The following is a 14,380-nucleotide window of genomic DNA, read 5'->3' as shown; positions in this document are numbered from 1 at the left end:
AGAAGATTGTCTTCATAAGACAACCCGCAACTTTCTTGAATATAAAAATGCCTACAATGAGCGCAATAATACAAAAAATATAATATCCAAAATTTTCCATTTTCAAACTACATTAGAATTGTGTATCCGTTCTTCGTGGAATACTGCAATTTTAAGTAAGACTATTTAAAAAGTTTTCTGAAATTTACCGGTATAGGCGTTTCAAACTCCATACGGCGTCTTGTTATAGGATGGTAAAAACACAGGACATAAGCATGAAGGCACAGACGGCCTATTGGATCATCACCATTACCATATTTTATGTCACCGCACACAGGATGTCCCATGTCTGCAGAATGCACACGTATCTGGTTCTTTCTGCCTGTCTCAAGCCTGAATTCAACAAGGCTGTGATCAGTGGTCCGGTCAAGCGTATGAAAATGCGTTACTGCGTATTTGCCTCCGTTGTCATAAGGAGAAGAGTATGTAATATAAGCATTGTTGTCTTTCAGCCAACTGGTCATAGTTCCATAGTCGTCCTCCATTTCACCACTTACCACAGCAACATATCTGCGGTCATAAACTATGTCATGCCATTCATGTTCCAGTATCTGCTCTGTCTGCATGTCTTTGGCATAAATCATTAGTCCGCTGGTGTAACGGTCAAGTCTGTGTACGACATGTGCAGTGCATTTCTGTCTGCTCGTCTTAAAATACGAGTCAAGCACTGTCTTGACGTTCAGCGAACTATGGCCTGCAGCCATCGACAATATGCCAACATTCTTTTCTACAACAACTATATAACGGTCTTCATAGACAATCTTGATGTAGCGGTTTTTAAACATTTCAGCGTTTTGCTTACTCCTGCTTACAGCTACTTTCATACCGCAACTTAAGGGATAGTCAAACTGTGTTATCACCTTACCGTTAACCTTCACCCCCCTGCCCTGCAACGTAGATTTTATCTTCGTGCGGCTTGTATTCTCCATGCTGTCAAGCAGAAATTCCAGCAGCGGTTTGTCTTCTTTTACCGTTAAATGCAGATAATTATTGTCGTTATAATTTGTGCGCATATAATTGTTGTTATAAATCAGGAGCAAAATAGCCAATTCCCGTTTTTAGCGTTTATGCCGAGACTCAGCTTAGCTTATGCAAAGATAATGCAAATCAGATGCAAGTCAAAATAAAATCATCTATATTTATGCTTTTACCGCATGTTACACCAAATAAACCGATAAAACAAAGGTTCTGTCAGCATATATATGATTTGTTTATATTTATGATAGTGCAATAAATTATTGATTCCAAATAATTATTTGTCACCAATCACTAAAAGTTCAATGACCATTTGTGTTAAAATATTTTTTATTACCTTTGCACTAGCAATTTGCCGTATCAAGGAAACAATATCCTACGGCACATAAATATCATACATCTTACCAATTGACACGATGAGTCTTATTGATATCACATTTCTTGCCTTGGCTTTAGCAATGGATTGCTTTACAGTTTCCATTGTCAGTGGAGTCATTATCCGTAAATACATTCTTTCGGTTATTTTGCGCATGGCAGTTCTGTTCGGTCTGTTTCAGGCAATGATGCCTTTTATTGGTTGGTTAGGAACAAGCTATTTCAGCCATTACCTTGAGTCTGTCGACCATTGGATTGCATTTGGCCTTTTGGCTTTTCTTGGTGGGAAAATGATAAAAGACTCGTTCGGAAGCGAAGAAGAGGCTCATTTTGACCCTTCAAAACTGACAAGCCAACTACTCTTTGCTGTTGCAACCAGTATTGACGCCCTGGCTGTAGGCATATCTTTCGCATGTCTTGGATATAAAAATATAGAACAGCTAACCTTGCCGCTTATCGTCATTGGCGCATGCTCGTTCGTTATGTCTATATTAGGCAACATTCTAGGCGTAATGTGTGGCAAGTCGATAGTAAAGCGCCTTAAGCCAGAATTTATTGGAGGAGTGATTCTTCTTCTGATAGGTTTCAGAATATTATACGAACACATCAGCTTTTAACTTAAATCTACTAGTTTACATATTCCATCTTTATTCTTTTTCTATTTCGCAAAAACAACCATTTTTTTGAAAAATATAAAGATAAAATGTAAAGCATAATTACCGTCTTTTTCTTAAAAAGGAATCTCCTTTTAGAAAAGTTTATGTTATACCTGATAGATTGATAAAACTATATTATTAATCCAAATCAGTCTTTGGATTCAACGTAAGTATATTGTCATTCACTTTTAAACATAATGAGCCATATAATGAAATGTGATAATATTAGACAAACATACAACTTGAAAACACCAAATTGCCTGTTGGTTTAAACCGTATTAAGCCTAATAATCAATTTGAATTGAGCATTATGGCATATATGCCACAATGCAATTTAAACTTTAATATTTACGGATAAACATATGTTAATCAGCGACATATAACAAAAGATTTAAATTATAGTTACAGATGTTTTTATCGTCAATAGAAATGTCTTTTTTATGTATTTTTGCTATGCAAATCAGTCTATAATAGTTATTTTTTAATGAAAAATAGAACAATAGTAAATATAAATTTAATATGATTTAGAAACCATTGAAATACGATACAAAACTCAATGAATTTCGTATCGAAACTCAATGAGTTTTTAACCCAAAATCATTAAAGTTTTGAAGAATTTTAATAACCACTATAGAAATTTATTTTTTGTAATATTTTATGAATGTATTACCTACAGTATCTAAGATTATACTAATAATTGAATACAATTAAGTTTTTATAAAATTTTAATACTCATGTTTTATTACATAATAAATACGTGTAACACGTTTACAGTTAATTTTGAATAAATATTTTTATAATTGCTATTTTTTAAAGAAAAGCACATGCAAGTCAAAGCATATTTATATACTACTTTACCTGAAAACTCTACGATTTGACGGATATTACATATGTGTTAATTATTTTTAACCAAACGAGATGCAAGGCTAGAATATTAATACCTATATTTGAAAACTTTCATATATATATTTATTAAGAATCCGGATTTTGCATCTAAAAGGGTTCCAATGTAAAATCCGGCAGTATTATTTAACCCGTGAACCCTGCGCTATTTACTATGAGAAAGGATTATCATCTTCAGGTCGTGTCCTTTGTCACTTTAATTGTGCTTTTTGGGACAAGCATTACCGCCAACGGACAATCGTATTTGATTAACGAAGGTTTCGAGGGTGAAGGTTTTCCGCCTAAAGAATGGAAAATTGTTGATAACGACGGAGACGGACACTGCTGGCAGACAGCAACACGAAGTGATGCTACTGTCAGTGGAGAGAAAACCGCTATATCATATACTGTAGACCCGAATAGTCCTACAGAAGAATATGGCGTACAGGACAATTATCTGATAACACCTCAAATTGAGGTTACAAACGAAACATTCCAGATTTCATTTAAATATTGCGCTCAAGACCTTGACAGCAAAGAAAAAATTGAGGTGAGGATTTCTGAATCAGGAACTGATGTTAAAGACTTCACTACCATACTATATGAAGAAACCGTAGACAACGGATATGACGACTATCCTACATTGAAGACTTTAACACGTTCATTAAGCGAATATAATGGAAAAAAAATATATATAGCGTTTGTACACAAAGGTTCAGGAAGTTATGCACTTGGAATTGACGACGTGGAAGTGACAAACCAGAAAGGACCAAAAGCAATAAGCAATCTTACCGTTACTCCTGGAGAGAACGGAGCTTTGTCGGCAACACTTACATGGAAAAATCCACAAACAGACGGCACAGGAACAGATATTATGGGGGAACTGGCTATAGGCATATACCGCGACAATAAACTGCTGACCGCAATAACAGAAAACGTTACTCCAGGCGGAACTTCATCATATACAGACACAAGTATGGATAATGGCATGCATACATACTCTGTAATCGCCAAGACTGGCGAAGGCCAGTCAAAGGCTATATCAAAAAGAGCATACATAGGGGAAGACGTTCCTGCAGAAGTAGAGAACTTAAATGCCTATGTGTCGGAAGGACAAACCAGAATAACATGGAATGCTCCTACAAAAGGCATGAATAAAGGATATATAAACACGGAAAATCTGACATACACTGTTGAGCGAAAAACGGATAATGGAACTGAAGTGATAGCCGAAGGAATAAAAGAAAGACAATACACCGACAAAGTGTCGGCTGGAGCTCTGCACTCATATATAGTTACGGCATCCAACAATACAGGTACCAGTATGCCTATAACTTCTAATGCTGTAATAAGTTACGGAGATGACATGAAAGACATATCTGCCGGCATGAATGCAAATACAGAATATGGAAATCCGTATCTGCCATTTGATTTCAGTCAGCGCTACGGTGTTTATCAGGCAGTATTCTATCCTGAGGACTTAATGTATGCCAAGGGTACCATACGCCATATTGTATATAAGAACAGCTTTAGCTCGAGCAAGTTGGAAAAGCCTATACGGATATGGTTAGGTGAAACAGACAAGCAGGATTTATCGGAAGGCTGGATAAGCACAGAAAATATGAAAGAAGTATATAACGGGAATATAGCATTTGTCAACGGTATAAATGATGTTCCTGTAGAGTTGGCTGAACCATATGAATATACGGGAAAGAATCTTGTAGTTGTAATGACGATGGACTATAGTCAAGGCAATGGAGGGTATTTTGACAGATTCTTTATCGAACAAACACCGGATAAGCCTAAACGCACACGCAGCTATATGTCGTATGAACAGATAGACAATTCCATGCTTACAGAGAGCACGGGCGGACTTTATGACGCTATGCTTATGACCAGATTTGTGATGAACACGAAAGACGCGGCCGGACTCCATGGAACTGTAACTGATAAAGATACCGACAAGCCCATAGGCGGAGCAATAATTTCGATACCGGAACTTAAACTGTCGACCGTAACTGACAACAATGGAGAATACAGTTTCTATGTGGTGCCAAGCGGACTGCAGCATGTAACGATAACTGCAACAGGGTATCTAGACTTTGAAAAAGACATAACAATTCAGAATGAAGGTGAACAGGCCGAGAATTTCAGTATAGAAGCCAAACCTACAATAACTGTAAAAGGATGCATAAAAGCAGAAGACACAGGCAAACCGCTGAAGAATGTAAGAATTAATGCTTACGGTTATTCTGATGTAAGCACAACGAGTGCAGACGACGGTACATTCGAATTGGGCGGAATATATGCCAACGAGAGTTATTCGCTCAGCATAGAAACACCTCTTTATGACGTATACAGACAGGAATTGCCTAGCGATAAAGACTTGAATATGGAAGACATTATACTTACACGCAGCCTTATCAGCGTCTATGGAGTGTCTGGCGAAATCAGTTCTGACGGCTCTTATTCAACAATAAGCTGGAAAGACCCACTTTCGAGAAAAGGACGCATAATGTGGACAAAATGGGGCAACTCGGAATATAACGAGAGCACCGGAGGTGACTATAGTGCGACAGACTATAATGTAGCTCACGCATTTACGGCAGACGACATAAAAGACTCAATGATGATAGGACAAAGTTTTCTGAAAATAAAAGTATTTATTAAAGCCGAACAAGGTACCTATACAGCTAAAATATGGAAAGGAACGCGTGACAATAACGTGGAAATAGCTTCAAAAGAAATACCTGCTTCTGAAATCACGGCAGAAGGAGCATGGGTAACAGTCGAGTTTGATTCGCCTGGCGTAGAGATTAAGGAAGGAGAAAACTATCTGATAGGAGTAAACTGCAAGAATGGTCCTACTGACCCAATAGGCACCGCCGGCTATGGAAGCAGCATTGACGGAAAGAATAATCTGAAATGGAGCAATAATCAGTATTTATATGACGGATATTATGCATGGAATATTTCTGCATACTGCGGCATACCAGGAACAGAATTGCCAGTAACAACAGAAACAGAAGCGCCGAAATGCTCATATAACATATACCGAATAGATATGTCGCAACCAGAACAAAAGACAAAACTTAACAAGGATCCGCTAACGGAACTGACATTTACTGATAACGACTGGGACGAACTTACAGCAGGGAAATATATGTATTGCGTGAAAGCAGTTTATAACACAGACAAGGAGTCTGCCAGTGCATATACTGACACTATTGTAAGGGCCATCAACATTGATGCCGGCATAGCTGAATTCATATCGCCTATAAAGACTATAGATCCACAAGGTAAAGTTGAAGTAAAGATAAGGGTCAAAAACTATGGCGAAAAACCGCTGACAAATGTATCTGCATATTTCACCGTAAACGACAATGAACCTATTGGGGAAACATTCACGGTAAACTTAAACAAAGGCGAAACCACAGACCTGACTCTTGGTTCTTATGAACTGAAAGAAAAGGCTCTATACATATTCAAGGCATATACTGAAATTGAAGGAGACGAGGCAGTAAACAACGATGCCAAGACATTCTCTTTGCCAAACTTTGATGATGTAGGCCTGCGTGCGTACAGATGGGACGCTTACGGGAATGCCGGTATGATGAAAATACACTCTAACATACCGGAACAGGCTTCGTTCATAAAAGAAGTAATACCGGATGAAGCATTAATAAATGCCGGAGAATATTATGACGGACGTGTATATGCATACACGGCAACATGGTATTCTGAGCCAAGACAATTTGTTGTTCTTGACACAATAACTTGGGCTCCTGTAGCATCAGCTACAACAGAAGACTATATACAGGATATGGCATTTGACTACTCGTCGAAGACGATGTTTGGATTGCGTGCCACAAACACTACCAGTGAACTTGTAAAAATAAGCCTGACTAACGGTGAGACAGAACTTATAGGCAATACCGGAATAAACTTGCATGCAATGGCTTGCAGCAAGGACGGAATATTGTATGCCATATCTTCAGATGGTGACCTATGTACTATAGATAAGGCTACGGGTATACCGACTACAATAGGAAATACAGGAATAACAGACGTGGCATATCTTCAATCAATGGCATTTGACCATAATACAGGGCGATTATTCTGGGTGCATACCGGTGCAAAAAGTCAAGGCGAGCTATATGAAGTGAATCCAGAGACGGCAAAACTGACACCATTAGGAACGGCAATTTATAATGATAACGCATCGGAACTAGTTTGCCTATACACTGTTTATGACCATACTGCAAGCGGAATAATGGCTATGAATGGTAATGACGGTAAATTCATAGTTTATCCAGACGGAAAGAACCTGACCATAAGTTTACCGCTTGAAAATGCCGAGACTGCAGAAGTTAAAATAGTAAACACTGCTGGTATTATGGTTGCGTCAACAATAGTGAATGGTCAAATTACATCATATAAAGTCAACCTTATGCCTGGTGTCTATGTAGCTATAGCCAAAACATCAGCTGGAAGAATATATAAGGCAAAACCATTTGTAATAAGATAAAGATTTAAATTATTAATAAGTAAGCATTAAGAGCCAGAACTGTACAACAGAACATGGCAGTTCTGGCTCATTTGTTAATAAGCAACAATCTGTAATTTTCTTGGATTTAAATAAATATAATTAATAATAGAAGAAAAACTAATTCAAATTATATATGACATATTTATACGACAAAAATTGGATATGCAAATTATGAGATGAAGTATAAAACATATTAGAATCGTTTAATTTACTTTGTATTTTCTGGTATAGATGAAAAATCATGCAATTAATATACAAAATTTTGCATTCATAGCAAAAATATACTATATTTGTATTTAATAAATCACATTGAGAACCTAAACTTAAATTCACTAACCACAAACAACTAAAAACATGAGAAAAAGAAACACAACGCTTGCATGCACACTCATGCTACTTATGTCTATGTTCTTAATTCCTGCCGATGTAGGTGCACAAATTAAGTGGCAAGAAGATTTTAATTATCCAACCGGTAACCTCTATGGCCATGGCGGATGGGGAAAGTATGGTTCTAATCCTAACGATCCTATACAGGTAGTAGAACAAACCCTAGACTATGAAGGATATCCTGGAGGGGTTAAAGGCAAATCAGTAAAACTAGGGGCTGCTTCGTCAGGAGAAGACTTACTTGTTAGATTTGATCCTAGTGAAGAAGGTATAAAGAATGGTACAATGTATTATTCTGCTCTAATTAATGTTTCTGAGGCACCAAGTGGTCCTGTACATGTAATGGCATTGCTGGCACGCACATTCAGCAGCGTTGTTAAAGACGGAACAAGTCCTACAGAATTAGGCCGACTATATGTTAATGCCGGTGACGACGAAGGACACTATAAGCTGGGAGTTGAACGCGGAAGTACAAAAGCCGTTTATGCAAACAGAAGTTTCAATATCGGTGAAACTTATCTCGTTGTTGTTAAATATGAGATTGGTGCAGCCGGTGAACGTTATGACGGTGTTACGCTGTATGTTAATCCAGCAAGCTATACTGAAGAGCCAAAAGTTGCTGATGCTGTGTTTGACCCGTCATCAGCAGGTAGCGGTATATCAACATGGGGATTACAAGGACTTGAACTGCGCCAAGGAACAAATTATAGCGCAACAGCACCTACTTTACTTGTGGGATCATTGCGTGTAGCTGACAGTTATGCAGAACTCTTTACAGAAAGTGCAGGACCAGGAGAAGACACTCCGGTAATAACTTTGAGCGAAAGAGGTTTGGATTTTGGTACGTTGTATAGTGGTGACATAAAGACCAAGACCGTAAACGTGAAAGGCGTAAACCTGACGGACGACATAACAATAACTGTAGACAACTATGAATTAAAGCCGTCAGTTACAACTATATCTGCAGCAGATGCAATGGCAATAGAAGGTGTGGATGTAGAATTTACGCTGACACCGACAAGCGAGAACGGCAAGGCAACAATAACATTTGTCAGTGAAGGAGCTACAGACGCAACACTCGGAGCGACATGGTGCACCATCGCTGTGAAAGACATTGCCACCCTAAAAGAGTTTGCAGCAGAAGACGGTGAAACATATCTCACCTACCGATATAAAGGCAAGGCTGTTGTAACGTTTGTAGACAAGAGTCAGGCAAGTCCCGTTTATTACCTTCAGGACGAGACTGGCGGACTGCAAGTGAAGAACGACTACGACATGATGACCGAGACGTATAAGGAAGGCGACATGGTTACAGGATTTATAGGAATGATAACCAGTTCGTTCGGTGTAAACTCGTTTATTCCGTTGACAGCATCACTCGGTACACTTGTTTCAGAGAACAACACTGTTGAGCCTGTAACAGTAACGTTGGCAGACCTTAAGGCTGCACCGACTGATTATACAAACAGATTAGTGAGAGTTGCAGATGCACAATTTAAAGACATTTCAGAAGGTGCCACATTTACCGAAAGCATGTCTCAACCCACAATAACAGACGCAACAGGAAAAGGTAAACTAAGACTGTTTAAAGGTACAACCCTAATAGGAAAAGCAATACCGACAGAAACTGTACATATAACAGGACTGTCGACATCAGCAAGTGCTGTAATTGTTGCGCCGCGCAAGGCTGAAGACATAAAGTCGGCTGTAGCGTCAGAACCTTCGTTGACTGTTACCCCTTCAAAATTTGAAATGGCAGCAGGACTGGTTGGTAAGTCGTCAGAATTTGGAACAGTGCATATAAGTGCCGTAAACATGCCGGCAGCAACCAATCTTGAGATTATCGGCAAAAACCGCGATATGTTTGAACTTTCGGCAACATCAGTACCCGCAGGAACAAACGAAACCGACATCGTGATAACATATAATCCCACAGCAATAGGAAAACATGAAGGACGCCTGTTTATAGACTGCCCAGAAATGCCGTTGCTGTCACAAAGCATTACTCTGTCAGCCTATGCTATAGACGAGCAAAATCCGCCGACAGTAACAGTAAGTCCAGAAACATTGCCTAAGTTTGAAGCCAAGGTCGGCGAAAGACAGGAGCAGACAATAAGCATAACGACAGCCAATCTGCCAGACTATGCATACATGAAACTGAAAGAATCAGGCTCGTTCCTGTTAAGCACGACAATGCTAATGAAAGACGCTACAGCAAATGTGAAAGTTACGTTTGCTCCGAAAGAAGCAGGAGAATATGAAAACGAGATTGAGATATACGGACTCGGACTGGACACATTGAGAGTGAAGATAAACGGTAAGGCAGGTGAAAGTACTGAGCCGGAGCCTGAAAAGGAAGGCGACGAGTTGCCGCTCGACGCTTCATCACCGATGAAACTCGTAAATGAACATTTTGACAATGTAACAAAGAACAAGCCTCTTAGCATAGAAGGATGGAAAAACCTTGCAATGGTTGGTAAACGTGCATGGTGGGGATATGAACTGCCTGATGAAGATGAGTCTGCGGGTGAAAAGGTTGCAAAAGTAACCGCATACGATGGCAGTGTAGCAGAAGGTGAAGAAACTGAATGTGAAATGATGCTCGTTACACCTGCTCTAGACTTCAAGAACTCTGAGTCTAAGATGTTTACTTTCAGAGTCAGGGGTGACTATCTTCTTGACAACCAGACAGATTTGTTAGAGCTATGCTATATAGACCTGGCTGAAGGAGATATGTTTGTAGCGCCAATAGAAGGCTTCAATATGCCTAACATGCAAGACCAAAGCGGCGAATGGCAAGAATATCATATAGATTTGACCGGACAAAATATTGCGGATGTGTTCTTTATGGGATTTAGGTTTAAGAGCACTCGTGGACGTGCCAACTCTGTAACATACTATATTGATGATGTAAGTTACGGCCGAACTGACCTTGCTGTTATCAGGCCTTCGCTCACACAGCTTGCATTCACCGCAACGGCTGGTAAAGATGCTGTATCAGATGAAATAACTGTAACGGGTAACAACCTTGCAGAACCAATCAAGTTGTCTTTGGGAGGACCGAATAAGAGTAGATTTAAGTTGTCAACAACTCAATTACCTGTAACAGGCGGATCATTTATGGTGTCGTTCAATTCTGACGAAATAGGTGTTCATGAAGCTTATGTTAAGTTATCTTCACGAGGTGCAGCCGATATATACATGCCAATATCTGTAAATAATACTGTAGCAGGTTGTATAGATGGTATAAGTGTGGAACAATGCGACATCGAGGTATACGATCTTAACGGAAGAAAGATAGCAAAACATAAAATGACGACAGCAGAGAAAGTGAAAGAAAATCTGCCAACTGGTATCTACGTAATAAAACAGATATCAGAAAATAGCATAAATGTAAGTAAGATTAGAATTAAATAGATTAATATTTAGTCTGTTTTAAATAAAGTACATAAATACGAAAACCTGTTCCCTAAAAATATTGACAAATATAGGGAACAGGTTTAATTTTTTACCATATATGATGAAACTGTATGTTATGAAAAAATAATATGATAAGCGTCATCACTACCCTATCTCATTTAAAATGATAAGACATGGCAACACAATAAATAATTTATGAATAAATATTGTGTTGAAACTATTTTACAACAGAAGCTACACCCATATAAATTATAAACACCATAACTACTTTTAAGTCAAAAATAAACAGCCAGAACAAAACAATAGTTTATTATAATCTATTAATAAGTAAAATAGTAGAAAAAAGGATGACCGAATATCATTGCGTTATATTTTTTATATGTACTTTTGCATAAAATCTTCAACAAAAAGTATTTAGTGATAAAAGACGATGGAGGTATAAAGATGAAAGAGTTTGACACATACATTTTTGATTTGGACGGAACTTTGTTGTATACACTTGATGACCTTACCGCAAGTACCAATTATGCAATGCGTGCATTTAGTTTGCCAGAACATACAACAGAAGAAGTAAGGATGATGGTTGGCAATGGCATAAAAAAACTTATTGAACGTGCTGTACCAGGAGGAAAAGACAACAAACATTATGAAGATATTTATAATACATTTATTGAATATTATCTGAAACACAACGCCGATACAACAAGGCCATACGACGGCATAATAGACATGTTGGCAATACTAAAACAGCATGGCAAAAAAATTGCCGTAGTGAGCAACAAGTACTGTAAAGCAACAGAAGAACTATGCCGGTACTTTTTCAGTGATTATATAAAAGTTGCAATAGGCGAAAGCGATAAAATAAGAAAGAAACCTGCACCAGACACAGTTAATGAAGCCTTGAAACTTCTTGAGGCGGAACGCGATAATGCTGTATATATAGGCGACAGCGAGGTTGATATCCAAACTGCACGTAATAGCAGCATGCCATGCATAAGTGTATTATGGGGATTCAGGGATAAAGATTTTCTAATAAGAAATGGAGCGCAAACGTTAGTAGAAACTCCAAGTGAAATCACCTCATGTATAAAATAAATTGAGCTGCGTATACTGCATGACCAATAATCAATATTATATATAACAGCCTATTAATACAGTCCTTGTAACAGGTTTGTAATTCATAACATAAATTGAAATAAAATTTATTAAAGACCTAAAGATTTAATCCCATAGGCACTTAAAATATTTTGTGTAAATGTAAAATACAGGATTCAAAATAGAGTTCTGTATTTTTTATTTTATATATTTACACCCAAAGAATAAGATTATGCGAGAAAAGAATCAAGTATTGCCCGATGAGATGTTAAGCAAGGAATTCCTTAGCCGGTTCAAGACAGAATCCGATGTAAGCAAGTTCCTGAAGCAGTTGCATGCCCAGGTATTGGAAAAGATGCTTGAAGGTGAAATGGATGCCCATTTGGGGTATGAAAAGAATTCCGTGGCCGGTAATAACAGTGGCAATTCACGCAACGGCAGCTATCCGAAGCGGATCCAGACTGAACATGGGAAAGCAGTCATCTCCATTCCGCGTGACCGTAATGGCCAATTTGAGCCGATAGCTGTGCCCAAACATGAAAGCCGTGGACTTTCCATAGAAAAACTTGTCATCTCCCTATATGCCAAAGGAATGAGTGTTTCTGACATAGAGGAAGAGATGCGTGAGATTTATGAAATAGAGCTCTCCACATCAGCCATTTCCATCATTATAAACAAAGTAAACCAGGCCGCCAAGGACTGGCAAAACCGTCCACTTGATCCTGTTTGTCTGATAGTGTGGATGGACTGTATCGTCTTCAAGGTACGAGATAACGGCAAGATTATAAACAAGACCGTTTATCTTTGTGTCGGTCTGAAACAAACGGCCAGAAGGAAGTTCTTGGCATGTGGGTCGGCAAATCGGCGTCCTGACCGATTTAAAAGCCCGTGGAGTACAGGATATACTGATTACCTATACCAACAATCTGAATGGATTTACGGATACCATCCGTACCATATTTCCTCAGTCATCCCCCAAAGAAATCTGTGTGGTACATCTGAACAGAAACTCTTGTATCAGACTGTTTTCTTCCAATTCCCCCTGGAAATAAGCAAATAATCTATACTACAATTTGTTGTAAACGGAATCTAGATGCAAGAAGAAACTTACAGTTAAATCTAGTTTACATTTACACAAAATTTTGGACAGTGTCAAAAAAATACGAGACTCAAAATTGAATCCCGTATTTCTATTTATACAAAATTATTTATACTAGTAAACAAAATTAGATATATTGCTATTGGAACTTTATTCTATGAATGTTATTGTTGTAAAGCCACGAAGTATAATAGAGTTTCTTTTACTCTTAATATCTGTACTAATACACGGAATCTGTGAATCAGGCTCGTCACGCGATGGCCAATATGCTTTTATACTTCCATCATTATCAAGAAAATAATATGAATACAATGTACCTGTACCTGTAAAAAACAACGTCTTACCTAATTTTTCAAGATTGGCATTAATTGCTTCCAAGTTATTTTTTACATACTTGAGATCTTCCAAAGTTGGTATTCTAAATGATTCAAGGCCATCAGAAGCTGCTGCCATATCTTTTAGTTTCACATTTATAGCTTCATTTATTGAAGATTGATCGTTATCAGTAAATATAAGTCCTTGTTCAAATGTTGTAGACATCAATGTTACTTTTGTACCATTTCCTACATTTTCTGATTTTAACACATAACAATTCTTATACAATGTACCAACTTCAGGAGCATTTCCTGTTGTCATTTCCCCTGTGTCTTCTTCATCCTTTCCTTCTTCAGTTTCCGAGCCGGTATTTTCATCTATGGAGCTCCCTGTTTCATCAAAATTGAAGTTTATGTTTTTAACCCCTTGCCACGTTGCTCCGGTTATAGTCCCATTAAGTGTTATTCCGTTTTCATTGTAAGTTCCTGTTATATTAATTTTGTAGTTAGCCTTCAACTCATCTGTACTCGTATATGAATAGCTCTTAGTGTTCTTCTCGGTCTTTAATGAAACCTTAATTGTTGCCTG

Annotated in this window: 6 protein-coding genes and 1 pseudogene (1 of these 7 cut by a window edge); 5 read left to right on the top strand and 2 right to left on the bottom strand. The window is 38.1% G+C overall.

The genetic code is table 11. The features are described 5' to 3' along the window. Positions 1–161: 161 nt before the first annotated feature. Entirely contained in the window at positions 162–1,052 is an 891-nt protein-coding gene (locus tag EJL04_RS05060) for an RluA family pseudouridine synthase (RefSeq protein ID WP_125104270.1), read from the bottom strand. 378 nt (positions 1,053–1,430) lie between these two features. Here EJL04_RS05060 and EJL04_RS05055 point away from each other — a divergent pair, with 378 nt between their 5' ends. The 5 genes and pseudogenes from EJL04_RS05055 to EJL04_RS16710 all read left to right on the top strand — a co-directional run. After that, on the top strand, positions 1,431–2,006 hold the full coding sequence (locus tag EJL04_RS05055; protein ID WP_125104269.1) for a manganese efflux pump MntP: 576 nt from the start codon (positions 1,431–1,433) through the stop codon (positions 2,004–2,006). A gap of 1,096 nt (positions 2,007–3,102) precedes the next feature. After that, positions 3,103–7,455 carry a choice-of-anchor J domain-containing protein gene (locus EJL04_RS05050; RefSeq protein ID WP_125104268.1) on the top strand — a complete coding sequence of 1,451 codons (4,353 nt, stop codon included), beginning with the start codon at positions 3,103–3,105 and terminating at the stop codon, positions 7,453–7,455. Between the two features lie 375 nt (positions 7,456–7,830). Continuing rightward, complete coding sequence (locus EJL04_RS05045) at positions 7,831–11,280, top strand: DUF5689 domain-containing protein (RefSeq protein WP_125104267.1); 3,450 nt, start codon at positions 7,831–7,833, stop codon at positions 11,278–11,280. A 447-nt stretch (positions 11,281–11,727) separates the two neighbouring features. Further along, a complete protein-coding gene (locus EJL04_RS05040; RefSeq protein WP_125105299.1) occupies positions 11,728–12,378 on the top strand; it encodes an HAD family hydrolase in 651 nt (216 codons plus the stop codon). Between the two features lie 232 nt (positions 12,379–12,610). Further along, a pseudogene (locus EJL04_RS16710) lies at positions 12,611–13,394 on the top strand (IS256 family transposase); the annotation flags it as partial. 233 nt (positions 13,395–13,627) lie between these two features. Here the strand turns inward: EJL04_RS16710 and EJL04_RS05030 are convergent. Continuing rightward, on the bottom strand, positions 13,628–14,380 hold the 3' portion of the coding sequence (locus tag EJL04_RS05030; RefSeq protein WP_125104266.1) for a FimB/Mfa2 family fimbrial subunit. Its footprint extends 669 nt past the window's final position; 753 of the gene's 1,422 nt are visible here — the last part of the coding sequence; the start codon falls outside the window, past its right edge — the gene reads right to left on this strand; the stop codon is at positions 13,628–13,630.

Origin of the sequence: Prevotella marseillensis (genome assembly GCF_900625065.1) — a bacterium.
GTDB classification, from domain to species: Bacteria; Bacteroidota; Bacteroidia; order Bacteroidales; family Bacteroidaceae; genus Prevotella; species Prevotella rara.
This window is presented reverse-complemented; position numbering and strand designations above follow the sequence as displayed.